Annotated in this window: 23 protein-coding genes and 1 pseudogene; 16 read left to right on the top strand and 8 right to left on the bottom strand. The window is 59.7% G+C overall.

Translation table 11 applies throughout. The features are described 5' to 3' along the window. Nucleotides 1-42: 42 nt before the first annotated feature. The 6 genes and pseudogenes from urtE (at nucleotide 43) to cho (ending at nucleotide 5,274) form a co-directional block, all read left to right on the top strand. Entirely contained in the window at nucleotides 43-741 is a 699-nt protein-coding gene (gene urtE, locus ABUK12_RS21930; RefSeq protein ID WP_410016740.1) for an urea ABC transporter ATP-binding subunit UrtE, read from the top strand. A 78-nt stretch (nucleotides 742-819) separates the two neighbouring features. Then, nucleotides 820-1,218: pseudogene (gene nikR, locus ABUK12_RS21925) on the top strand (nickel-responsive transcriptional regulator NikR); the annotation flags it as partial. Between the two features lie 325 nt (nucleotides 1,219-1,543). Beyond that, nucleotides 1,544-2,623, top strand: a complete 1,080-nt coding sequence (cbiM, locus tag ABUK12_RS21920) for a cobalt transporter CbiM (protein WP_410013799.1) — start codon at nucleotides 1,544-1,546, stop codon at nucleotides 2,621-2,623. Between the two features lie 3 nt (nucleotides 2,624-2,626). Continuing rightward, complete coding sequence (gene cbiQ / locus ABUK12_RS21915) at nucleotides 2,627-3,490, top strand: cobalt ECF transporter T component CbiQ (protein ID WP_410013798.1); 864 nt, start codon at nucleotides 2,627-2,629, stop codon at nucleotides 3,488-3,490. A 29-nt stretch (nucleotides 3,491-3,519) separates the two neighbouring features. Continuing rightward, nucleotides 3,520-4,305 (top strand): energy-coupling factor ABC transporter ATP-binding protein, encoded by a 786-nt coding sequence (locus ABUK12_RS21910; protein ID WP_410013797.1) that lies wholly within the window; start codon nucleotides 3,520-3,522, stop codon nucleotides 4,303-4,305. 105 nt (nucleotides 4,306-4,410) lie between these two features. Next, complete coding sequence (gene cho / locus ABUK12_RS21905; protein WP_410013796.1) at nucleotides 4,411-5,274, top strand: excinuclease Cho; 864 nt, start codon at nucleotides 4,411-4,413, stop codon at nucleotides 5,272-5,274. Here cho and ABUK12_RS21900 read toward each other — a convergent pair. Together ABUK12_RS21900 and ABUK12_RS21895 are read right to left on the bottom strand one after the other, a co-directional pair. Beyond that, nucleotides 5,271-5,786: a DUF1097 domain-containing protein gene (locus ABUK12_RS21900; protein ID WP_410013795.1), complete on the bottom strand. Its 516-nt coding sequence runs from the start codon at nucleotides 5,784-5,786 to the stop codon at nucleotides 5,271-5,273. The genes cho and ABUK12_RS21900 overlap by 4 nt on opposite strands. Nucleotides 5,787-6,219: 433 nt before the next feature. Then, a complete protein-coding gene (locus ABUK12_RS21895) occupies nucleotides 6,220-6,681 on the bottom strand; it encodes an Lrp/AsnC family transcriptional regulator (RefSeq protein ID WP_410013794.1) in 462 nt (153 codons plus the stop codon). Between the two features lie 150 nt (nucleotides 6,682-6,831). On the opposite strand from ABUK12_RS21895, the gene yedA reads away from it, so the two are divergent. Next, on the top strand, nucleotides 6,832-7,779 hold the full coding sequence (gene yedA, locus ABUK12_RS21890) for a drug/metabolite exporter YedA (protein ID WP_410013793.1): 948 nt from the start codon (nucleotides 6,832-6,834) through the stop codon (nucleotides 7,777-7,779). A gap of 143 nt (nucleotides 7,780-7,922) precedes the next feature. Here the strand turns inward: yedA and ABUK12_RS21885 are convergent, their stop codons facing one another. Next, nucleotides 7,923-9,479 (bottom strand): methyl-accepting chemotaxis protein, encoded by a 1,557-nt coding sequence (locus tag ABUK12_RS21885; RefSeq protein WP_410013792.1) that lies wholly within the window; start codon nucleotides 9,477-9,479, stop codon nucleotides 7,923-7,925. A gap of 256 nt (nucleotides 9,480-9,735) precedes the next feature. Here ABUK12_RS21885 and ABUK12_RS21880 point away from each other — a divergent pair, with 256 nt between their 5' ends. After that, nucleotides 9,736-10,497 (top strand): GntR family transcriptional regulator, encoded by a 762-nt coding sequence (locus ABUK12_RS21880; RefSeq protein WP_410013791.1) that lies wholly within the window; start codon nucleotides 9,736-9,738, stop codon nucleotides 10,495-10,497. Between the two features lie 33 nt (nucleotides 10,498-10,530). On the opposite strand, the gene ABUK12_RS21875 is transcribed toward ABUK12_RS21880, so the two are convergent. Next, nucleotides 10,531-11,418 carry an ROK family protein gene (locus ABUK12_RS21875; protein ID WP_410013790.1) on the bottom strand — a complete coding sequence of 296 codons (888 nt, stop codon included), beginning with the start codon at nucleotides 11,416-11,418 and terminating at the stop codon, nucleotides 10,531-10,533. A gap of 2 nt (nucleotides 11,419-11,420) precedes the next feature. Next, entirely contained in the window at nucleotides 11,421-12,104 is a 684-nt protein-coding gene (locus ABUK12_RS21870; RefSeq protein WP_410013789.1) for an N-acetylmannosamine-6-phosphate 2-epimerase, read from the bottom strand. A gap of 372 nt (nucleotides 12,105-12,476) precedes the next feature. On the opposite strand from ABUK12_RS21870, the gene ABUK12_RS21865 reads away from it, so the two are divergent. The 7 genes from ABUK12_RS21865 to speG all read left to right on the top strand — a co-directional run bounded on the left by ABUK12_RS21865 (nucleotide 12,477) and on the right by speG (nucleotide 18,770). After that, a complete protein-coding gene (locus tag ABUK12_RS21865; protein WP_410013788.1) occupies nucleotides 12,477-13,490 on the top strand; it encodes a Gfo/Idh/MocA family protein in 1,014 nt (337 codons plus the stop codon). 34 nt (nucleotides 13,491-13,524) lie between these two features. Next, the gene (locus ABUK12_RS21860) at nucleotides 13,525-14,790 is read left to right on the top strand and encodes an ABC transporter substrate-binding protein (protein ID WP_410013787.1); all 1,266 of its coding nucleotides are present in this window, start codon (nucleotides 13,525-13,527) and stop codon (nucleotides 14,788-14,790) included. Between the two features lie 19 nt (nucleotides 14,791-14,809). Continuing rightward, complete coding sequence (locus tag ABUK12_RS21855; RefSeq protein ID WP_410013786.1) at nucleotides 14,810-15,670, top strand: carbohydrate ABC transporter permease; 861 nt, start codon at nucleotides 14,810-14,812, stop codon at nucleotides 15,668-15,670. Beyond that, the gene (locus tag ABUK12_RS21850) at nucleotides 15,663-16,490 is read left to right on the top strand and encodes a carbohydrate ABC transporter permease (protein ID WP_410013785.1); all 828 of its coding nucleotides are present in this window, start codon (nucleotides 15,663-15,665) and stop codon (nucleotides 16,488-16,490) included. Before ABUK12_RS21855 ends, ABUK12_RS21850 begins: the two co-directional genes overlap by 8 nt. A gap of 33 nt (nucleotides 16,491-16,523) precedes the next feature. Further along, a complete protein-coding gene (locus ABUK12_RS21845; protein WP_410013784.1) occupies nucleotides 16,524-17,639 on the top strand; it encodes an ABC transporter ATP-binding protein in 1,116 nt (371 codons plus the stop codon). A gap of 193 nt (nucleotides 17,640-17,832) precedes the next feature. Continuing rightward, nucleotides 17,833-18,162, top strand: coding sequence for a DMT family transporter (locus tag ABUK12_RS21840; RefSeq protein ID WP_410013783.1), 330 nt, complete (start codon nucleotides 17,833-17,835; stop codon nucleotides 18,160-18,162). A gap of 62 nt (nucleotides 18,163-18,224) precedes the next feature. Then, nucleotides 18,225-18,770 carry a spermidine N1-acetyltransferase gene (gene speG / locus ABUK12_RS21835; RefSeq protein WP_410013782.1) on the top strand — a complete coding sequence of 182 codons (546 nt, stop codon included), beginning with the start codon at nucleotides 18,225-18,227 and terminating at the stop codon, nucleotides 18,768-18,770. Nucleotides 18,771-18,862: 92 nt separating this feature from the next. On the opposite strand, the gene ABUK12_RS21830 is transcribed toward speG, so the two are convergent. The 3 genes from ABUK12_RS21830 to glgX all read right to left on the bottom strand — a co-directional run bounded on the left by ABUK12_RS21830 (nucleotide 18,863) and on the right by glgX (nucleotide 22,759). Continuing rightward, nucleotides 18,863-19,333 carry a GNAT family N-acetyltransferase gene (locus tag ABUK12_RS21830; RefSeq protein WP_410013781.1) on the bottom strand — a complete coding sequence of 157 codons (471 nt, stop codon included), beginning with the start codon at nucleotides 19,331-19,333 and terminating at the stop codon, nucleotides 18,863-18,865. 20 nt (nucleotides 19,334-19,353) lie between these two features. Then, nucleotides 19,354-20,187, bottom strand: a complete 834-nt coding sequence (locus ABUK12_RS21825; protein WP_410013780.1) for a hypothetical protein — start codon at nucleotides 20,185-20,187, stop codon at nucleotides 19,354-19,356. Nucleotides 20,188-20,461: 274 nt separating this feature from the next. After that, nucleotides 20,462-22,759 carry a glycogen debranching protein GlgX gene (gene glgX, locus ABUK12_RS21820; RefSeq protein WP_410013779.1) on the bottom strand — a complete coding sequence of 766 codons (2,298 nt, stop codon included), beginning with the start codon at nucleotides 22,757-22,759 and terminating at the stop codon, nucleotides 20,462-20,464. A gap of 332 nt (nucleotides 22,760-23,091) precedes the next feature. On the opposite strand from glgX, the gene ABUK12_RS21815 reads away from it, so the two are divergent. Next, complete coding sequence (locus ABUK12_RS21815; RefSeq protein ID WP_410013778.1) at nucleotides 23,092-23,907, top strand: shikimate 5-dehydrogenase; 816 nt, start codon at nucleotides 23,092-23,094, stop codon at nucleotides 23,905-23,907. The last annotated feature ends 160 nt before the right edge of the window (nucleotides 23,908-24,067 follow it).

Genomic DNA, 24,067 nt, shown 5'->3' with positions numbered 1-24,067 from the left:
GCCGGTTATCAGGCCAGGGTTACTCATACGCAGGGGAACATAATGCTACAGGTGGAAGAGTTAAATCAGTTTTACGGCGGCAGCCATATCCTGCGCGGCCTGTCGTTCGAGGCGCAAATCGGTCAGGTAACCTGCCTGCTCGGGCGCAACGGCGTCGGCAAGACGACCCTGCTCAAATGCCTGATGGGCCTGCTGCCGGCCAAAACCGGCCGCATTCGCTGGCAGGGAGAGCTTATCAACCAGCGCCGCCCCCACCAGCGTGTGCAGGCCGGTATTGCCTATGTGCCGCAGGGACGGGAAATATTTCCGCGCATGACGGTGGAGGAAAATATCCTGCTCGGCCTGTCGCGTTTTTCCGGCGCGCGCGCCAAAGCGCCGCCGGCCTCGGTCTACGAGCTGTTCCCGGTGCTGGCGCAGATGAAAAACCGGCGCGGCGGCGATTTGTCCGGCGGCCAGCAGCAGCAGTTGGCGATTGCGCGCGCGCTGGCCTGCCAGCCGCAGTTGCTGATCCTCGACGAACCTACCGAAGGCATCCAGCCGTCGGTGATCAAGGAGATCGGCGTGGTGATCAAAACCCTTGCGGCGCGCGGCGATATGGCGATCCTGCTGGTGGAGCAGTTTTATGATTTCGCCGCCGCCCTGGCGGACAGCTACCTGGTGATGTCGCGTGGGCAGATCGTGCAGCGTGGCCTGGGCGCGGATATGGAAACCGACGGGGTGCGCGGTCTGGTGACTATCTGAGGCTAAACCTGCCGATATCCTTTGCCTGGCGGTAAAAATGTTCCACACTGTGGTTTTCCCCGATACCCGGAATGCCCTATGCAGCGATTAACCATTTCCCTCGACGACCGGCTGGCGGCCGAGCTGGACGAACTGATGCGGCTGCGCGGCTACAGCAGCCGCTCGGAGGCGTTCCGCGATATGCTGCGGCGCGACCTGGGCCAGCAGGCGGCCACCGCCAACCCCGGGGCGGCCTTTATCGCGGTGCTCAGTTACGTTTACGATCACCATGAGCGGCAACTGGCCACCCGCCTGACCGAACTGCAGCACGATCATCACGAACTGACCGTATCCACCATGCATGCCCATCTCAGCCACGACGAGTGCGTGGAGACCGCCATCCTGCGCGGGCCGCTGGGGGTATTAACCGATTTTGCCCAATCGGTGATCGCCCAGACCGGGGTGCGCCACGGCAGCATTAACCTGATCCCGCTGGACGCCGCCGCCACGCAAAACGCCGCAATGATCCCGGCCGATGCCGTGACAACCGCCGATCACCGTCATGCAAGCGGCCATGATCATGATAAAGATCACCGGCATCCCCATAAACACGTTTAGGACAGCCTTCCGGTTTAGGGTAGGGAACCGTGGCGGGCGCTTAGCGGCCGGCGGGAAAGTTGACGGTTAATTGTGCTCGATCAATGAACCCGGTATGATTTTTTATGGAAAAGTATGAACGGCGGAGGCATACTGATTTCCACGAAAGTTTTGCCCCCCGGCCGCCCTGTTCGCTATGCGCGCGGCCTGAACACAGGGTTATCCGATGCATATTCCCGATGGTTATCTCAGCCCGTCCACCTGCGCCGTTGCCTTCCTGATCGCCGCCCCTTTCTGGTGGGTGGCGCAAAAACGCGTGCAACGCCTGCTGTATACCCGCCTGGTGCCGTTGCTGGCGGTGGTATCGGCGTTTTGTTTCGTCATCATGATGTTTAACCTGCCGCTGCCGGGCGGCACCACCGGGCACGCGGTGGGCATGGCGGTGGCGGCCATCGTGCTGGGTCCGTGGGCGGCGGTACTGGCCGTCTCGATGGCGTTGTTTATCCAGGCGGTATTCTTCGGCGACGGCGGCATTACCGCGCTCGGCGCCAATTGCCTGAATATGGCCATCGTCGGTCCGCTGGCGGCCTACGGCCTTTACCGCCTGATTGCCGCCGGGTCGGCCATCACCGCCCGGCGGCGGGTGGTGGCGGCCTCGGTGGCCGGCTACTGCGCCATTAATCTCGCCGCGCTGCTGGCGGCGGTGGAGTTCGGCATCCAGCCCCTTCTGTTTACCGACGCCGCCGGAGCGCCGCTGTATGCGCCCTATCCGCTGTCGGTGGCGGTGCCGGCCATGCTGCTGGGTCACCTGACCTTTGCCGGTCTGGCGGAAGCCGTGGTGACCGGCGGTATTGTCGCTTATCTGCAAAAAGCCAACCCCGACCTGCTGCGCGCCACCGCCGGCGGCGCGTGCGTGCCCGCGCGCCTTTCCGGCTGGCGGCCGGTGCGCGCGCTGTGGCTGGGCATGGCGGTGGTGATGATCATCAGCCCGCTCGGCCTGCTGGCCGCCGGCACCGCCTGGGGGGAATGGGGCGCCGCCGACTTCCAGGATGCCGGCGCCAGGGCCGAAATCACCCGCGCCTCGGGCAATATCGCCCCGCCGCAGGGCGCGCCGGCCGGCATGCAGCGCCTGGAGGCGCTCTGGTCAGCGCCGATGCCGGACTATGCCCCGTCATTTATGCAAAACGCCCGCGTCGGATATGTGCTGTCGGCCATTATGGGCAGCGGGCTTATCCTGCTGGCGTTTTATCTGCTGGCGCGCCTGACGCGCGCCGCGGCCTGGCGGCCGTCCTCGGGTCACCGTTAAACGGTGCGCGAACCCTCCTTCAGCCACCGGCGCGCACCGGGAAGCCGGCATTTTATCGCGCGCCTGCTGGCGGGCCTGCTGGCGGCCATGGCGCATGCCGATGACGCCCAGACAATGGCCGACCGGCCGGGCTGGCTGCAACGGCTGGACCCGCGCGTGAAGCTGATGGGCCTTGGCGCGCTGATTATCACCGCCGTCGCCGTGCATTCGCTGCTGGCCCTGGCCGGCCTGCTGCTGGCGGCGACGATCATGGCGCGGCTTTCGGCGCTATCGCTGGCCAGGCTGCTGCGCCAGGTATGGCTCGGCGTTTTGCTGTTTACCGGCGTGCTGGCGCTGCCGGCGCTGTTTATGGTACCCGGCGCGCCGCTCTTCGCCCTGCCCTTCACGTCGCTTACCGTCACCGCGCAAGGGCTGCGCGTGGCCCTGCTGCTGATCGGCCGGGCCGAAACGTCGGCCACCCTGGCGCTGCTGCTGGTATTGACCACCCCCTGGCCCCGCCTGCTCAAGGCCTTGCGATCGCTGCGGGTGCCAAAAGTGGCGGTGATGATCCTCGGCATGACCCATCGCTATATTTTTGTGCTGCTCAGCGGCGCGGTCGCCCTGTTTGAAGCGCGCGCCAGCCGGATGGTCGGCCCCCTGCCCGCCGGCGAGCGCCGCCGGCTGGCGGTCAATGTGGCCGGCAGCCTGCTGGAGCGCTCGTTGTATCTCAGCCAGGAGGTTCATCTGGCCATGCTGTCGCGCGGCTTTCGCGGTGAAATCAGGCTAATGGACGATTTGTGTCTGCAAAAACAGGACTGGCGCGCGGTGCCGGTGTTTATGCTGCTGGCGCTGGCCGGATTTAGCTGCCAGTGGCTGCGGCTACCCTGAATGACGCCCCGGGAACAGGAGCAATACGCATGAACCAGGCCCCATCGTTAACCACGCCGCCGGTCTATGATTTACAGCAGGTCAGCTATGCCTACCAGTCGCTGCCCGCGCTACGGGAGATCACGCTTCAGGTCCGGGCGGGCCAGCGTATCGCCCTGCTCGGCGCCAACGGCTCGGGCAAGTCCACCCTGATGCGCCTGCTGGACGGGCTTTATTTCCCCAACGCGGGCAGCGTGCGCGCGTTCGGCCGGGCGCTCGATGAACCCGCCCTGCGCGGGGACGAGGAGGCTTACGCCTTCAGGCGCCGGGTCGGACTGGTGTTCCAGAATTCCGATGTGCAATTGTTTAACCCGACGGTCTATGACGAGCTGGCCTTCGGCCCGTTGCAACTGGGGTGGGATAAACCGCGCATCGCCGGGCGTATCGACGCCATGCTGGAGCAATTCGGCATCACGCATCTGCGCCACCGTTCGCCCCATCGGTTGTCCGGCGGCGAAAAAAAACGCGTCGCCCTGGCGTCGGTATTGATTATCGAACCCGAGGTGTTATTGCTCGACGAACCCTGCAGCGGCCTGGACCCGGCAAGCCAGGGCAATATGGTGCAATTCCTGCGCGAGAGCCGCGGGCGTACGCTTATCACCGCCACCCACGATCTGGCCATTGTCCCGGACATCGCCGATCGGTGTTTTGTGCTGCGCGAAGGGCGTCTTGCGGCCCAGGGGCCGACCGCGGACATTTTAGCCGACCGGCAACTGCTGCGGGAATGTCATTTGCTCCGTCACCGGCAGGAGGATGATCACCTTCACCGGTTTTAGCCCGCATAATGCCGCATAAAATAACGATCAGACGTTATTTTGCGCTGTCGTGTTAAAAAATAACCTGTTATGCTGTATAAAACAACAGTAATAAGAGTTCAGTCAGTGTATAAGCGTCTGTCCGCCACCCGCAGGGAGTTCGACCCCGCCGAGGCCTATCAGTATCCCGAACATTTGCGTCAGTATATCGACGGCCTGCCCGCCGCGCCCGGCGTGTATGTCTTTCATAGCGACAGCGACGTGATGCCGCTGTATATCGGCAAAAGCGTCAATATCCGCAGCCGGGTCATGTCGCATCTGCGCACCGCCGAAGAAGCGCGCATGCTGCGGCAATCGCGGCGCATCAGCTACCACCTCACCGCCGGGGAAATCGGCGCCCTGCTGCTTGAGGCCCAGATGATCAAGGCGCTCCAGCCGCTGCACAATAAACGGCTGCGGCGCAGTCGCCAGCTGTGCTCGATTCACCTGGCGCGCGGCATGCCCGTCATCGTCTCGGCCAAAGAGATCGATTTTGCCCGCACGCCGGATTTGTACGGCCTGTTTTCCAGCCGCCGCGCCGCCCAGCAAACCCTGCTGGATATCGGCGACAGCGAATTATTATGTTACAGCCTGCTCGGCCTGGAAAAACTCAGCCACGGACGCGCCTGCTTCCGGTTCCATCTCGGGCGCTGCGCGGGCGCCTGCTGCGGTAAAGAAAGCCCGGAGGAACACCAGCTGCGCCTGATGGACGCGCTGCAGCAGATGCGCATCGTGGCATGGCCTTACGCCGGCGCCATCGGCCTGGTGGAACACAGCGGCGATCGGCGGCAAATCCACGTGGTCAACAATTGGTTCTATCTCGGTTCGGTGGCAAGCCTTGGCGAAGCGGCGGGCCTGAGCACCGTGGCGCAGGGGTTCGACCGCGACGGCTATAAAATTCTCAGCGGGCCGATATTAAGCGGCCGCCATGAGATTATCGAACTGGGCTAAGGGATAAACCAGGCCGTGTTCCAACGCCGGTGCAGCGCCTGGCAAGCCCAACCGGCGAACCCGCCGATGGCGGATGCGCCGCACAGATCCCTAAACATGCCGGGCGCCGGTTCCAGCCCGGAGGCATAGAACGTGACCATGCCGAGGAACCAGGCCAGCGTGTTATCGACGATACGGGTCGCGCGCAGGCTTACGATAAGGATGGCCACCCAAAATACCACCAGCGGCAACGCCAGCGGATCCAGAGCCGGCGACAACGCCGGCAGTATTATCTGGGTAACGGCCCCCAGCCCAATTCCCAGCCACAGGCAGATCATGGCGCACAGCCCGGCGCGCCAGGACGTCGGGCGCGTGAACCAGGTGATAAGGCCCGCGAACATCACCCAGACCTCCAGCGCAAGCGTCGCGCTGCCCCAGGCGGCCAGGGACGCGCTCGAGGCGGCGATGACGGTGTAAAGAATAAACTGCCCGGGGGTTTGACGTTGGACAGGTTGCGTGCGGCGGGTGTTCACGGCCGGTCTCCTTACGCGCGATGACTCTTGCTTTCAAGATAGGCGCTGGGGGAGAGGCGGTCGATGTCGTAAAATCTATAGTATCTTTGCCTGCGTCGCCGGGCCGGTATGGCGGCAGGCGAAAGCGGCTATCTCAGGCGGGCGCTTGTCTGCCTGCAACGGCAGACGGCCCTGAAAAGGGCCGTCTGGGATAAAGAGGGCGGGCGGCGCATCGGCAACACAGGATGAGGCCCCCGGGGCATGCGCCACGCTTAATACAGGCTATATTTAGCCGCCTGTGCGTGGATATTGCCTTGTTCTTTCAAAAATTTGTTAAGTTTACGTATAATTTTCATTGCTGATTCCTCACATTGATCCGACATTAATGTGATGCTCATCACACTTTTCGCAGTTTAGCAAAATGAGCCGCCGTGTCAATTTTTTGTGAAGCTTATCACGCTTTTCTTAACGTCTCCGCAACCATCAGCGCCGGCGGCGCGATACGCTCCACCGGCGCCGAGAGAATGATCGACGTTTTGGTGGCGCCGAATTGGCTTACCCGCTCGATAAAGGCTTCCATCGCCGCCATATCCCCGACCGCGCCGCGGACAATCACACAGGCTTCGCCGGTTACCCGGTAGCATTGCAGGATTTCGGGGATCTGCGTCAGCATTTTCAGCGTATTTTGCCAGTGGTTATGGTTAAGGCGCAGCTCGACGATAAAGGTGATCGGCAAGCCGAGTTTTTCCAGGTTGACGTGGGCGTGGTAGCCGGTAATGACTTTTTTGGTCTCGAGCTTCGCCACCCGCTCCGCCACCGCCGGCGGCGAGAGATTAACCCGGCGCGCCAGCTCGGCATAGGTTAGCCTGCCGTTTTCCACCAGCGCCTGCAGTATCAGTTCATCATATTTATCCATAGCTTTCCCCGTTGCGCCCGCTGTTGAATCGAAGGTGTTATACGGCTATTTTCGTTGTTTAACTGGAGGATTACGACAAAAAGAATATATTAACAGCCATAAAAAAAGGTTTACTAATCATCCGAACGTTTAGGCTTAAAAGGCAGCTACATGCAATTACGCGATTCAAACGGACTGAAGCTGGTCCTGGCGCTGTTTACACTCTACATCATATGGGGTTCGACCTATTTTGTTATCCGCGTCGGGGTGGACAGCTGGCCGCCGCTGTTGATGGCCGGCGTACGGTTTTTAACGGCCGGCATTATCCTGTTCGCCGTGCTGCGCCTGAAAGGCGAGTCCCTGCCCTCGCCGCGCCAGGCGCTGAACGCGGGCATGATCGGCATCCTGCTGCTGGCGATTGGCAATGGCCTGGTGACGGTGGCCGAACATAGGCAGGTGCCGTCCGGCATTACCGCGGTGATTGTCGCCACGGTACCGCTGTTCGCCGCCTGTTTCGGCAGTATCTGGGGACTGCGCGCCACGCGCCTGGAGTGGTTCGGCATTGTTCTCGGCCTGGCCGGCATTATTTTACTCAATACCGGCGGTAACCTGACCGGCAACCCGCTCGGCGCCCTGCTGGTGATCGTGGCCTCCGTCAGTTGGGCGTTCGGCTCCATCTGGAGCTCAAGGCTTGATCTGCCCAAGGGCATGATGGTCGGGGCGGTGGAAATGATCGTGGCGGGTGCGGTGCTGCTTGTCGCCAGCCTGCTTACCGGCGAGCGCCTGACGCGGATGCCGGATACCGCGGGGCTGCTGGCCATCGGCTATCTGATCGTGTTTGGCTCGATTATCGCCATCAACGCCTATATGTTCCTGCTCTCCCACGCCCGTCCGGCACTGGCCACCAGCTATGCCTATGTCAATCCGGTGGTGGCGGTGCTGCTCGGCATGGGGTTTGCCGGCGAGCGCCTTAATCCGATCGAGTGGCTGGCATTGGGCATCATTATCCTGGCGGTGGTGATCGTCATGGTCGGCAAAACCTTCAGCGGTTCCGGCAAAGCCGGCGCGGCCGGCGCCGTTAAATCGCCCGCCGGGGCGGCCCGCTCCTCCGATGGATAAAGACGGGCGGTTTTATCCCATGACGATGTCTTACGCCAAAGCCGGCGAAAATAGGGAAAGCATGCCCAAGCGCCATAAAAAAACTCCCGCCGGCTAAAACCCTCTCCAGGTCTTAGCCGCGGGAGCGTGTTACGCCGACGGCATCAGGCGGTTTGGAAGAAACTCACCGCCCGGCGCAGCTCCTGGCCCTGTTCGGTCAGCGAACGGGCGGCGGCGGCGGCCTGCTCCACCAGCGCCGCATTTTGCTGCGTAACCTGGTCCATCTGGGCCACCGCCTGTCCCACTTCCTGGATGCCCATATGCTGTTCGTTACTGGCGGTGGCGATTTCGTGGATGATGGCGGCCACCTTGTCCACCGAGTCGACGATTTCGGTCATCGCCTTGCTGGCGTTATCCGCCCGTTCAGATCCGGCGGTGATTTTGTCCACCGTGCCCTCGATCAACGATTTGATTTCCTTGGCCGCGTCGGCGCTCTTCTGCGCCAGCGTGCGTACTTCGCTTGCCACCACGGCGAAGCCCTTGCCCTGGGTGCCGGCCCGCGCCGCCTCGACGGCGGCGTTAAGCGCCAGCAGGTTGGTCTGGAAAGCAATGCCCTCGATAACGGCAATGATATTGACGATTTTTTTCGAGCTTTGGGAAATATCGCGCATATGCGTCAGCATTTCCGCCACGATTTTACCGCCCTGGGTGGCGGTGCGCGAGGTAGCGACCGCCAGTTCGCTGGCTTCCTTGGCGTTATCGGCGTTGTGGTGTACGGTCTGCGTGAGTTGCTGCATATTGGCCGAGGTCTGGATTAACGACGCCGCCTGCTCTTCGGTGCGCTGCGACAGGTCGGTATTGCCCTGGGCGATTTGACCGGAGGCCACCGAAATGGATTCGCTGCCGCTGATGATGCCGCTGATGGTATCGCGCAACTGTTGGCTCATGGCGTTGAGCGCGGCCAGCAGGCTGCTGCTGTCCTTGGCGCTCAGCTTAATGCCGGTGGTCAGGTTGCCGGCGGCGATTTTACGCATAATCGACGTGGCATAGGCCGGCTCGCCGCCCAGCTGGCGCCACAGATTACGGGAAATCACCGTGGCCAACAGTCCGGAGATCAGCAGGGCGAACAGCGACAGGCCCATCAGGCTGTATTTGGCGATATCATAGCCCCGGGCCGCCTGTCTCGCCGCCTCCTGGCTACCGCCCACTTCCCGGTCGACCATGGTGGCCAGGTCGGCCATCAGCTGGGTGCGGTATTTGCGCGAGGTATCGCCGCTGATGCGGATGGCCCCGGTGACATCATTTTCCGACATGGCCGCGATCATCTTATCGTTCGCCAGGCTGAACTGATTGAAGTTGGCCATGATCTGACTGAATAACGGCGTGGAGCTTAAGGGCGTATTCAGCGCCAGGTAGGCATTCTGGGCGCGGAGGAAGTTCGCCACCGCCTGCATCAGTTCCAGCCGGTGTGACTCCCGATCCTGGTCCGTCGGAGAAGAAATATATTGTACCTGCTGCAAACGCAGTTCGGCTAGCGTACCGCGCATCTCCAGGGTATAGCGCACCCCGGGCAGCCAGTTATTGCGATAGGCGTCGATATGGTCATTATTGGCGCTGAGCTGGTAGAGGGACACGCCGCCCAGGCAAAGCATCAACGCGATAATAATAGCGAAGCCGCTGAATAGCTGCACCATAAAGGGTAAATGGAGTAATTTTTTCATGACCTTAGCCATCTAAAAAGAGAAGTAAGGGTTTATCGGCACGCAGAGGACGATAATGAGACTGCGCAGCGGGTTTAGTTGCGTTTCGTGATCAACCTGTCATTTTTGAACGCAAAGCTATCGTACCAATTCGCCCCGGCCTTTCACCCCAGGGGATATTCGCCGGACAGGACAATGCCGGGTAAGGGTATGCGCCCGCGGCGGCTTCGATTACAATCAGTGAACATCGTTAAACACGCACCAGCGGCCCGCCCTTATGGATGATAAGTTAATCGAGTTACTGAAGACCTATTGCAACGAGCGCAACCAGAGCGGCGGAGCCTTGTACCAGCGGCTGGAAAAAGGTTTCAGGGAACTGGTGGCCGGCGGCCTGATCAAAGGCGGCTATACCATCCCCAGCGAACGCGAGCTGTCGGAATACCTGGCGGTATCCAGGGTGACGGTGCGGCGGGCATTAAGCCAGCTGGCCCAAGACGGGGTGATTATCCAGCGGCGCGGCGCCCGCAGCCAGGTTGCCGGCCGGCTGGAAAAACCCTTATCGTCGTTAACCAGCTTCAGCGAGGACATGTTGTCGCGCGGCCATCAGCCGGGAGCCATCTGGCTGGAGCGCGAGTTGATCCAGTCCTCGCCGTCGGAAACCATTGCGCTGAATCTCTCTCCCGGCGCGCTGGTCTACCGCCTTAAACGGCTGCGCACCGTGGACGGACGGCCGATGGCGGTGGAAATCGCCGTCATCCCCCAGGGTTTCCTGCCGTCGCTCGACGGGCTTGGCGACTCGCTGTACGCGGTGTTGCAACGCAGCGGCCATATGCCGAAACGGGCGTTGCAACGAATGCGCGCGGAACCGTTATCGGCCGAAAATGCGCTGCTGTTGGAGCTGCCGCCGCAAAGCGCGGCGCTGCATGTGGAACGCCACTGTTATCTTGAGGACGGACGCCCGATTGAATATACCCATACCTGGTATCGGGGCGACAGTTATGATTTTGTGGTGGAACTGCAGCGCGACGGCCTGTACTGACGGGCGGCAGACGCCGGGAACAGCCGGCGGGCATTAACCGGCGCCGCGCCGCGCCCAGCCGGCGGCGCCCATAAGCCCCGCGTCCGCGCCCAGCGCGGCGCCTGATACCGCGACCCGTCCCAGCGGCGGCAACGCGTCCTGCGCCTGGCGGATCCTGTCCAGCATGCCCGCCGCCAGCCCGACGCTGCCGCCAATCACCACCTCATCAATATCCAGCAGCATATGCGTATTGGCGATGGCCTCGGCCACCGCCGCCGCCGCGTTGTCGATGATATCGTTTGCCCGCGCGCTCGTGGCAGCCAGCGCAAACAGCGCGCGACTGTCGATGGCCCGCCCGAACAGCGCCCCGGCCTGGCGCGCCAGCGCGGTGCCCGAGGCAACGGATTCCAGGCAACCGTAACGGCCGCATCCGCACGGCCCCCAGCGGCCGGGCATCACATCGGCCGGCGGGCGGCTCACCGTGGCATGGCCGAGATGTCCGGCCAATCCGTGCCCGCCGGTGCGCAGTTCGCCGTCAAGCACCAGGCCGCCGCCGACGCCGGTGGACAACGTCATAAACAGCAGGTTGCGCACCCGTCCCTGCCGGACGCTATACTCGCCCCAGGCGGCGGCCTGGGCATCGTTCATCAACACTACCGGACAGGAATACAGTTGGCGCAGCGCCGCTTCCAGCGGGAATCCGCGCCAAAAGGGGATGGTGTCCAGATTGACAGAATAAACCCGCCCGGCGCGCACGAAACCGGTGGCGGCTACCGCGATCATGCCGGGCGTGACGCCAAACGCGGTCACCTCGCGCAGGGCGGTGATAAACCCGGCCTCGTCAAAACGCATCGGCGTTTGCCGCCGTTCCACGCAGCGCCCCTGCTCCACCCTGGCGGCGGAGATTTTGGTGCCGCCGATATCCAGCGCGATAGTCGCCATAATCAGCTCCGGGTTGCGGCCTGTGCCAGCGCCTCGATAAACCATTGGGTAATATGCTCAACGCGCGTAACGGCCGAGCCGACGGTTACGGCGAACGCGCCCTGCGCCAGGGCGGCGGCGGCATGATCCTGCGTGCGGATGCGCCCTTCCGCCATCACGTTATAACCCCGCGCCGCCAGGGCGGCAATCAGTGCCAAATCGGGGCGCGCCATCGGCTGATCGGCGGTGCCGGCCGTATAGCCGGACAGCGTGGTGCCAATCAGATCGCAGCCCAGATCTGCCGCCGCCACGCCGTCCGCCAGGCAGGCGCAATCCGCCATGATAAGGCGTTGACACGCCCGCGCCGCCCGGTAGAGTTCCGCCACCGGCACGGGCCTGACCCGGTCGGTGGCGTCAAAGGCGATAATCGACGCGCCCGCCCGCGCCAGATCCTCCACATCCGCTATAAAAGGTGTGATACGCACCGGTGAATCGATTAAATCACGTTTTACGATGCCTATCACCGGGATGGTCAACGCGGCGGCCACCCGACGCACATTCTCCACGCCCTCGATCCTTACCGCGGCCGCGCCGGCCGACTGCGCGCTTTGCGCCATGGCGACGATAATCTCCGGCCGGTCCATCGGTCCGCCGGTCACCGGCTGGCAGGATACCACCAGGCGGTGCTTAAGTTCATTCAGGGTCATCTGCGTCGTTTTCCTTAAAAAATAACCTCGGCACCGCCAGCTAACCACAACAATACCAAATATGTAAACTGGTATTTTATTTTATCGAGCAACGCACAAAAAAGGTGCTTAAAGCTATTCAAGTGCACAATAATTGTGCTAATAGTTATGCGTAGCGTGAGATTAACAGCCTGATACTCAGGAATAAAAACGCAACAGTTTCGTTAAGTTAATAATATAGAACCCTTTTAAGCATCTGGCTCTAATCTGGACTTAAACTGGCATGCTTATTGTATTGCTTATCCTATAAAAACCAATAGCGACAGCGGCGGACCGCGGCCCCGAAGCCACCCGGCCGGGCCGCCGCCCAACAAAAAACCAAGAGGCCAGTCGATGAAAGACGGAACACTGAAAGTCGCCGTGGTGGGCGCGGGATTTATGGGCACCATGCATGCCAGGGTGTTCAGCCAGCTCTACGGCGTGGAAGTGATCGCCATCGCCGATCCGGATCCGGCGCGCTGCGAGGCGGTAAAGGCGTTTATTCCCGGCATCCAATGTTTTAGCGATTATCAGGACATGCTGACGCTTGAGGGATTGGATATCGTCAGCATCTGCACCAAGGATGATTTCCATCTGGCGCCGGCCCTGGCCGCCGCCCGGGCCGGCAAGCATATCTTCCTGGAAAAACCCATCGCCGCCGCCCTGGCCGACGGCGAGGAGATTGTCGGCGCGGCCCATGCCGCCGGCGTCAAGCTCGGCATCGGCTTTTTGCTGCGTTTCGACCCGCGCTATTCACGGGCGCGGGACATCATTGAAGCCGGCGAGGCGGGAGAGATCAGCCATATCGCGGCGCGGCGCAATAGCCCGGCCATTGAGGGACCGGCGCGCTACGGCGGCAGCCTGCCGCTGCCGCTGCATGTCACCGTGCACGACGTGGATATGGTCCTCTGGCTGTTGCACCGCACCAAACCGGTGAGCGTTTACGCCCAGACCACCAATAAGCGCCTCGGGCATTTGGGGACCGAGGACGCGGTTTTCGCCATCATCCGCTTTGCCGACGGCGCGGTGGTCAATCTGGAAAGCGCCTGGGCGCTGCCGGCGGGTTCACGGACCCTGCTGGACGCCAAGATGGAAATATTGACCACCGCCGGCCTGTTTGAAATCGAGTGCGGCGAGTCCGGCCTTTATCATGCATCCGAAACCGCCAACCGCTATATCGATACCCAGCACTGGCCGCTGAGCCAGGGCGAAATCAAAGGCGACCTGCGCGAGGAACTGATGGCCTTTATCAGCGATATCCGCAGCAACCGTACCACGGTCGCCACGGGAGAAGAGGCCAACGAGGCGTTACGGATTACGCTTGCGATCATGGCATCCGCCCGTACCGGTCAGGTCGTTGCCGTCTGATCGCCTCATTTATCCACTGAATAAGGATTTACGCATGAAAACGACGCTCTCCCGGTTTACCGCGCTCGTCTGCACCTGGCTGTTCTGCGCCGGCGGCGCCCACGCGCAGGATACCCTGCGCGTATTGCTGGAAGGCCATAGCACCAGCGACTCCATCAAGGCCATGCTGCCGGAATTTGAAAAGGCGACTGGCATCAAGGTACAGGCGGAAATCGTCCCCTACGCAGATCTGACGTCCAAGGCGCTGCTGGCCTTTTCCTCCAAAAGCGGCCGCTATGACGTCGTCATGGACGACTGGGTGCATGGGGTGGGCTACGCCTCGGCGGGTTACATCGCCCCGCTCGACCCGCTGATGAAAGCCGACGCGGGTTTTGATCGCGCGGACTTCGTCAAAAGCTATGCCGATACGCTGCGCTATAAAGACCGTTATTACGGCGTGCCGGTGTACGGCGAAAGCACGTTTCTGATGTACCGCAAGGACCTGTTCGCCCAATACGGCATCGCGGTGCCGACCACCTTTGACCAGCTGCTGGCGGCGGCCAAAACCCTCAAGGAAAAAAGCGGCGGCCACATGGCCGGCATCACGCTGCGCGGCGGCCAGGGCATCCATAACACCTTCTCCTGGGCGGCATTCCTGTGGGGCTATGGCGGGCAATGGATCAAGGACGGCAAATCCGCCGTCGACAGTCCCGAAGCCATCGAGGCCACCAAGGCCTACGTTAATATCCTGAAGAATTACGGCCCCATCGGCGCGGCCAATTTCGGCTGGCAGGAAAACCGCCTGGTGTTCCAGCAGGGCAAAGCGGGCATGATTATCGATTCCACGGTCAACGGCGGCTATAACGAGGACGCCCGGGAATCGACGGTGGTCGGCAAGGTCGGCTACGCCCCGGTTCCGGCGCAGCCGGGCAGTCATCCCGGCGGCAGCTCGGCGCTGCAGGTGCATGGCCTGTACCTGGCCAGCGCCAGCAAGCACCAGCAGGCGGCATGGCAATTCATCAGCTGGGCCACCAACAAGCAAACGCAGATGAAATCGGTGGAGCTTAATCCCAACGCGGGCGTCAGCTCCCTGAGCGCCATTAACAGCGAGGCCTTCGTGCGTAAGTACGGCGCGTTTAAGGACGGCATGCTGGCGGCGCTGAAAAACGGCAATCCCAACTACCTGCCTACTGTGCCGCAGGCCACCATTCTGATCAATAACACCGGCATCGCGCTGTCCCAGGCCCTGGCCGGCACCCTGTCCGCCGAGGACGCCATGGCGGCGGCAAACCGCCAGAACGATAAAGCCCTCGCGCGGTGAAACCGGGACCGGAGTCAACATGAAAGCAACGTTTACACGTTGGGCGTTTACGGTGCCGCTGCTGGCGGCACTGATGGCGGTGTCGGTCTACACGCTGGGCTATTCGCTGTACCTGGCGCTGCACGATATCGACATGATGGCGCCGCCGCCGTTTGGGTTTGTCGGGCTGGCCAATTTTATCGACGTGCTGCAGCAGCCGCGCCTGTGGTTTTCGCTGTGGCATACGCTGGTGTACGTGGCGGCGGCAACGCTTATCGAGCTGGCGCTGGGATGCGCCGTCGCCCTGTTTATCAGCCGCGATTTTCCCGGCCGCAAACTGACGCGGGCGCTGCTGCTGCTGCCGATGATCGTCACGCCCATCGTCGGCGGCCTTATCTGGCGCATTTTTTACGATCCCAACGCCGGCTTGTTTAATTACCTGGCCGGCCTGCTGGGCATCGCCCCCGTCGACTGGCTCGGCAATCCGTCCTATGCCATGGCGTCGCTTATCGTCGCCGACGTCTGGCAATGGACGCCGTTTATCATCCTGCTGGTATCGGCCGGCCTGGACTCGTTGCCGCAAGAGCCGCTGGAGGCGGCGGAACTGGACGGCGCGCGCGGCTGGCGCCTGCTGGCCTATATCAAACTGCCGATGCTCAAGCCGATTATCCTCATCGCCCTGTTCCTGCGCATGATTGACGCCTTTAAGTCGTTCGATCTGATTTATGTCATGACGCGCGGCGGGCCGGCGCTGGCCACCGAAACCACCAACATGTTCGCCTACCTGACCGGCTTTCAGGATTTTCGCATCAGCGAAGCGGTGGTGATCGCCATCATCAACACGCTGCTGGTTATCCTGGTGCTCTCCATGGCAAGCAACCGGATTATGAAAGATGCCTGATTCTCTGAAACGCACCGGCCGCTGGGCGGGGTTTTATGCCCTGTTACTGCTTATCCTGGCATTTTTCCTGCTGCCGATTTTCTGGCTGGTGTCGATGTCGTTCAAAACCTATATCGACGCGTTCGCCATGCCGCCCAGGCTGTTTTTTACGCCCATCCTGGACAACTACGCCACCGTACTCGGTAACAGCGATTTTATCCGCGCCTTCTTTAACAGCGTGGTGATCTCCCTGGCCGCCACCCTGCTGTGCCTGCTGCTGGGGGCCTTGTTCTCCTACGGGCTGGTGTTTTTTGTCATCAAGAAGGCGCGCGCCAAGCAATTTATCATGAGCCTGCGTTTTGCCCCGGTGATCATGCTGGTGCTGCCGGCCTACTACCTGGTGACGTCCCTCGGCCTGACCGACAGCTACCTGGTGCTGATTGCGGTCTATACCCTCGCCAACGTGCCCTTCACCATCCTGATGATCACCACGTTTTTCGAGGATATTCCGCCGGAATTACGCGAGGCGGCGCTGGTGGACGGGGCCAGCGAATGGCAGGTCTTCGCCCGGATCATTCTTCCCCTGGCCCGTACCGGGCTGGCCGCGTCCGGGGTGCTGACGCTGTTTTTTATCTGGAATGAGTTCCAGATCGTGCTCACCCTGTCCGGCGAATCCACCCAGACCCTGCCGGTGGCCATCACCTCGTTCCTCACCTTCCAGGGCACCGAATGGGGGCCGCTCACCGCCGCCGGCACGCTGGTTATGCTGCCGATGCTGGTGCTGGGACTGCTGGTGCAAAAACATCTGGTCCGGGGTTTAACCATGGGCGGCGTGAAATAACGCCCGACCACCCTACAACAGGAGAGCCGGACGATGGCTGCCATACGCTTACGCAATGTCTTTAAAAGTTATCACAACACCCAGGTCATCAACGGGGTCAACCTGGATATCGAGCATGGGGAGTTCTGTGTGTTTGTCGGCCCCTCGGGCTGCGGCAAATCCACCTTGCTGCGCATGATAGCCGGGCTGGAAACCATCAGTTCGGGAGATATTATTATCGGCGACCGGGTAGTCAACCGCCTGCCGGCTTCGGAGCGCGGCGTGGCCATGGTGTTCCAGAGCTATGCCCTGTACCCCCATATGTCCATTTTCGACAATATGGCCTTCAGCCTGAAGCTGGCCAAGGTCGACAAGCGGGAGATAGCGCGGCGGGTGCACGACGCCGCCGGCATCCTTCAGCTTGACCCGCTGCTCGACCGCCTGCCGAAGGCCCTGTCCGGCGGCCAGCGCCAGCGCGTGGCCATTGGCCGCGCCATCGTGCGCGACCCGGAGGTCTTTTTATTCGACGAGCCGTTATCCAACCTGGACGCGTCGCTGCGCGTCGCCACCCGGGTCCAGATTGCCAAACTGCATCATGAGCTGGGCAACAGCATGATTTATGTCACCCATGATCAGGTGGAGGCCATGACGCTGGCTGATAAAATCGTGTTGCTCAACAGCGGCGCCGCCATGCTCAGCCAGGGTTCCATTGCCCAGGTCGGCCATCCGCTGGCGCTGTATCACCACCCGGTCAATCGCTTTGTCGCCGGTTTTATCGGGTCGCCCCAAATGAATTTCCTGGCGGCGAGGTTAACCGGCGCCGGTGCCGACCGGGCGACGGTCACCCTGGACGGAACCGACGCCGTCGAGCTTTGCGTCGACGCCAGGCTCGCCGACGGCGACGACGTCTGTGTGGGCATCCGTCCCGAGCACCTGCGGCTGTGCGCGCCGCAGGACCGGCAGCTGTCGGGGCGTATCCAGCACATTGAACATCTGGGCGAAGCGGCTTATTTATACATTGCACTGCCGGACCGCGAGCCGGTGATACTCCGGCACGGGGAAGACCGGCGCCTGGCATTGGGCGATACGGTGGATCTCGCCATCCCCGCCGACAAGGCGCACCTGTTTGACGGCGCGGGCAACGCTTTCCGGCGCACCGTGGATATTTAGCCTGCGGCGGCGTGGGCGGCGGCGCGGCGGCGGCGACCCCCGCGCCCATCCGTTACCGTTGCCCGTAACACGTCCACGTTAGAGCAATGATTACAGAGATTATTCACTGAATTTGTCATAATATTGCCAATTTTCTTCTGCAGGCGGGCTATGATAATATCAGTAGCCATTTAGAAACCGAAAGAATAATCTTATGACCTATCTGTACCTGTTAATAGCAATAATTTCTGAAGTCATAGCCACAAGTTCGTTAAAAGCCTCCGCGGGTTTTACCAAAATGTACCCTTCCATTATCGTTATTGTCGGGTATTGTATTTCTTTTATATTGCTTTCCCAAGTACTCAAAACCATGCCCGTGGGCGTCGCTTATGCGGCATGGGCAAGCTTAGGCATTGTATTTGTTGCCGTTTCAGGTTATTTCTTTTTTGACCAAAAGCTCGATATCTATGCCATACTCGGTATGTTCATGATCATTGGTGGTGTTTTGGTCATGAATGTTATTTCTAAAACCACTAATCATTAATTAGCTTATAATATCATTCTTTTTATTATGGGGAATATAATCAAGCATGCCTGGCAGCCATCATGATTGTGGAAAATGAAATATCGCATAGTTATAATATTAAGCTTCGTCCATTAGAACGGGAAGATCTGCATTTCGTTCATCAGCTGGATAATAATGAAACTGTCATGCGTTATTGGTTCGAGGAACCTTACGAGGCTTTTGTCGAACTTAACGACCTTTATGACAAGCATATCCATGACCAAAGCGAACGGCGGTTTATCATCGATAAGGAAGGTGTGGGCATCGGCCTGGTGGAACTGGTTGAAATCAATCATATCCATCGCCGCGCCGAGTTCCAGATCCTGGTCGACCCGGCCCATCAGGGGCACGGCTATGCCAGCATTGCCGCGCAGCTGGCCATGAACTATGGATTTATGGTGCTTAACCTGCATAAGCTGTATCTGATTGTCGATCAGGAAAACGAGAAGGCCATCCATATCTACGGCAAGCTGGGTTTCAAGGTCGAAGGCGTATTGCTGAAAGAATATTTTGTCAACGGCGAATACCGCAACACCATCCGGATGTGTATTTTCCAGAACGAATATCTGGCGAGTAAGAAAAGATAACAGGATGCTACCCGGCTGGCGCCGCCCGCGCCATGGGGAGCCGCCTGTCGCGGCAAGCGAACCCAAAATGCGGCGCCTGGCGCGAAGGGCGCTTAAAAGACATTATCCGCAATGGGCTTATGCATATAGAGGCTCAGGGGATCATCCGGGTAAGCGCCAAAACGGCCGACGCGGCTGAAGCCCTGTTTTTCATACAGCGCCACGGCATCCATCTGGTAAATGCCCGTTTCCAGATACAGGTCGCGAAATCCCTGGCCGCGCGCCCAACCCTCCAGCCGCGTCAGTAATGCCGAGGCAATACCGCAGCCGCGAAAAGCCGGATCGACATACAGGCGTTTGATCTCCGGCAGCTTATCCTCGCCCACAAACAGGCAGACGCAGCCGGCGGCCCGCATGCCCGCCCGCGCCAGCCAAACCCGCACCCCGGCTGCGCGCAGCGCGCCGATCGGCAGGCCATGATTGCTTTGCGCCGGGTACAGCGGTATTAAATACGCGTCGAGCGCGGCGACCAGGCGGGCAAACTCCGGGTCGCTGGCCTCAACCGGCATGATGCGCACGTCCATACCCTTCCTTGCGGTGACTTTTATATATTTATATTATAAAATTCCCTGGTATTGAACACCTCAGAACTGCAGTTAACGTAAAAATCATCCACCAAAGACATCGCGTTATCCAGATAAACTGAAATATCGCAACCGTAGTTAATTTTGCTTTTTTGCAGGGTATTGGTCGGCAGGGTCTTATTGATACAGGTGATCGCCGCCTTACAGCCGCATTTATCGGCGATAATCACCCGTTCCGGCGTAATAAGGTTTACATTCCAGCCCGCCTTGATCACCGTGGTCCGGATATCAACATCCTGGCCGGACACCGCCGCCACATCGCGCATGATGTCGACCTGCTCAAGAATAAAGGCCTTGACTGAATCGGCATCTAAAATAACCTTCTGATAAGGTTCAAGAATTTTACTCAGCACCCCTTTAACCATCAACGTGATTTCAGTATCTTTATTGAACTGGAAATAGGACCCGTAACCGTCGGTAAAGACCAGTTCCTGCCGCTTATCAAAAAAAATCGGCGCCAGGTCAATTAATTTATCATGGATCTGCGCATCAAGCTTCAACGCCGCGCCCTGATCCGAGCGGTGATGGTTAGACCAAAGCTTAACGGCATCAGCGATTCTGTTATTGGCTACATAAGACATGGCATAATAATTAGTCTTTAGGAATTTATTAACTTCAATCAACTTTTTGAATAACACATCCGATTGGATAAAACTCAGATTGAATTCGCGCGCTAATGTCGCCTGCGTCAGAAAAGGATTGCGCAGCATCAAATAGACCGCGTCCAGCAGCAGATCGTCGCCAAAGTCAAACTGGCGGATAAATCTTAAGGCGCTGTGGGGGAACGTATTCATCTCATCTCAAGTCCCATGGCATGTTGCCGTTGTTCGGTAGCCACAACAGGGCAACGGTTATCCTTCCGATTAACTCGTTCCAAAGGGTTTGCGTTTAAGGAGTATCGGCAGCGGGGCGTGAATATTTAGCAAAAAAACGTGAAAAGAGTGCGCAGGGTTGACAGCAGAGGTCGTGATGGGGAAACGTGGCCAGGGGGGCGGGCGGGTTTCCCCCGCCCGACCGGGGCCCCGCGACGTGGCAGGCCCGCTAACGCCTTACTTGCTTAAGGCCGGCTTAAGCCACCACCATCGTGGTCTTGGTATTCACCAGTTCAAACAGCACCACCGTCCGCGACGGACAGGTATAGGCATGGCCGAAACCAAAGCTATGCTCATTGATATCATCCGGCTGAAAGGTATCAAATATATGCCGCCAGCCGTACCCGTGCGCCACCTCCGGCAGGGTAAAGACCAGATTCTCGTGGGAGGCGCTGAACAACAACAGCACGGTACTCTGCGATCCCACCCGCAGCAGCCCGGTAGGCTGCGCGCGACCGTCCAGCAGCATGCCGATGCTCTTCAGATTGGCGTCGCCCCAGGCCTCCTCCGACATTTCCTCGCCGTTGGGCTGCACCCAGGTCACATCCTTAATATTGAGCTTCTCATTGAGCTTGCCGCTGAGAAAACGCCCGCGATGCAAAATCGGAAAACGGTTGCGCAGGGCAATCAGCCGGTAAGTAAATAAAATCAGCGATTCGCCCTTATCGTTGATCTCCCAGTTTACCCAGCTGATATCGCTATCCTGGCAATAGCCATTGTTATTACCCTGTTGGGTACGGGCAAACTCATCTCCCGCCAGCAGCATCGGCGTACCCTGCGAGAACATCAGCGTCGCCAGCATATTGCGCATCTGGCGCAGCCGCAGCTCGTTAATCGCCGGGTCGTCGGTGGGGCCTTCGACGCCATAGTTGGCTGAAATATTATCACTGTGGCCGTCGCGGTTATCCTCGCCGTTGGCGTCGTTATGCTTATGCTCGTAGGACACCAAATCGTTAAGCGTAAAACCATCGTGGGCGGTGATAAAGTTTACCGACGCATGGGGTTTACGGCCGCGATGATTGAAGATATCGGCGGATCCGGCCAAACGGGTGGTAAAGTCCGCCAGTTGCCCTTCGTCGCCGCGCCAGAATTTACGTACCGAATCGCGATATCTGTCGTTCCATTCCGACCAGCCCGGCGGAAAACCACCCACCTGGTAGCCGCCCGGGCCGCAGTCCCAGGGTTCGGCAATCAGCTTGCACTGGCTCAGGATGGGGTCCTGGCGGCAGGTGTCCAGAAAGCCGCAACCCTCGTCAAAGCCGTACGCCTCGCGCCCAAGGATAGTCGCCAAATCGAAACGGAAGCCATCCACCTGCATCTCGGTGGCCCAGTAGCGCAAGGAATCCGTCACCATCTGCAGTACCCGCGGGTGGCTTAGGTTAATGGTGTTGCCGGTGCCGGTATCGTTAATGTAATAACGCTTCTCCTCGGGGAACAGGCGATAGTAGCTGGCATTATCGATACCTTTGAGCGACAGCGTAGGCCCAAGCTCGTTGCCTTCGGCGGTGTGGTTGTACACCACATCCAGGATCACCTCGATGCCCGCGGCGTGCAGCGTGGCGATCATCTGTTTAAATTCATTGACCGTCGAGGTGGCCATATATTGCGGATGGGGCGCAAAAAAGCACAGGGTATTGTAGCCCCAGAAATTATGCAGTCCGTTTTCCTGCAAATGACGATCGTCGGCGAAGGCGTGGATCGGCATCAGTTCAATGGCGGTCACGCCGAGTGATTTAATGTAATCGACAATCTGCGGCGTGCTCAGGCCGGAGAAAGTGCCGCGCTGATGCTCCGGCACCGCCGGGTGGCGCATGGTATAGCCGCGCACATGGGTTTCATAAATAAGCGTTTTTTCCCAGGGGATAAAACTTTTGCCGTTGGACGGCCAGGAAAACGCCGGGTCGATCACCCGGCATTTCGGCATAAAAGGCGCGCTGTCGCGCTCATCCAGGCTCAGATCCTTATCTTCCGCCTCGAAATCGTAGGAAAATAGCGCGTCATCCCACTTCAGCTCGCCCCAGATCTGTTTGGCATAGGGATCGAGCAGCAGTTTGGCGGGGTTGAAACGATGTCCTTCCTCGGGGGCATAAGGACCGTGCACCCTATAGCCATACAGCAGGCCGGGACGCGCGTCGGGCAGGTAGCCATGCCAGACCTCGTCGGTATATTCCGGCAGCTCTATCCGGTCATACTCCTCCCCCTCCTCGGTGAACAGGCACAGCTCCACCTTGGTGGCGTGGGCGGAGAAAATGGCGAAATTGACGCCCAGTCCGTCCCAGGTTGCTCCCAGCGGTACCGGCATGCCTTCCCTGACGCGCGTTTTGCGATCCGCGTCCAGGCGGCTGATAATGTCATGATCGCTATTGGGATGGGCAATGCGCACCCCTTTATTATCAATGGTCACCACCACCTGATTATCCACTTTGCTCGCCATGGTGGTGGTAGTGGTCGGAATAACAATTTCGTTAACCTTCTTCGACGATCCCTTAGCCATCAAACTCGTCTCCTGCGCATAATTTTTAGTATATCCAGTCACAATGCCGACCGCCGCCCGCAAGGTCTGCCAGCATGCGATGGACAGTCAGATAATCAATATAGTTCCTGCCGGTGAAGGCATGAGGTAAACGGCACGACGGCCGGGGAAATTGGAGTGGTAAGACACGCCTTATTGGAGTGTAGTACCGGTTCGCGGTTATGCCAGAAGCGCACGGCAATGTTTCAGCCCGGCCATCCGCGCCGGTAACCACCGGATGACGGCGCCATGATGTGATATCCTTTTATCCACAGCGTAACGGCATTTGTTTACGACTCAGGCAATAGGACCCTATGATGAATATCAATAAAGATACCCTGTTATGCATGTCTCTGGCCGCCCGCCCCGGCAATTTCGGCACGCGTTTTCATAATTATCTCTATGAAAAGCTCGGTCTGAACTATATCTATAAAGCCTTTACCACCCGCGATCTTGCCGCCGCCATCGGCGGCGTCAGGGCGCTGGGCATCCGCGGCTGCGCGGTGTCGATGCCGTTTAAAGAGGACTGCATCCCCTACCTGGACGAGCTTGACTCCTCGGCGCGCGCCATCGAGTCGGTGAATACTATCGTTAACACCGACGGCTATCTGAAAGCCTATAACACCGACTTCATCGCCATTGAGCGCCTGCTGGCAAAGCATCAGGTCAGCCCGGACAGCGCCTTTGCCCTGCGCGGCAGCGGCGGCATGGCGAAAGCCGTGGCCGGCGCGCTGCATAATGCCGGGTTCCGCCAGGGGGTGATTATCGCCCGCAATGAAAAAACCGGCCGTCATCTGGCGGAACTCTACGGCTACCGCTGGCAGGCCGATGAAACCGGGCTGGACGCCGCGCTGCTGATCAACGTCACGCCGGTGGGCATGGCGGGCGGCGCCGGGGCCGAAGAGCTGTCCTTCAGCGAGCCGTATATCGCCCGGGCCGGGCGGGTGTTCGACGTGGTGGCGCTGCCGGCGGAAACCCCGCTGATTCAATATGCGCGCCTGCATGACAAAGCCGTGATTACCGGCGCCGAGGTGATTGCCATCCAGGCGCTGGAACAGTTTGTGCTGTATACCGGCGTGCGTCCCGACGACGCGTTGGTGGAACGCGCGGCCGCCTACGCCCGCGGCTAACGTGGTGCAACCCATGCACCACTATCGTTCGCGCTGAACGGCGGGGAAAGACGGTCAGCGCGGATCCTTTGCAACATATTGATTATTCTAGAGCTCATCGCTGTTTCTCTGTTGGCATATTACTTGCTTATTAATTAGTTAATTAATTAATAAGCTTTAG

Source organism: Sodalis sp. C49 (assembly GCF_046352915.1).
Classification (GTDB): Bacteria; Pseudomonadota; Gammaproteobacteria; order Enterobacterales; family Enterobacteriaceae; genus Acerihabitans.
This window is presented reverse-complemented; position numbering and strand designations above follow the sequence as displayed.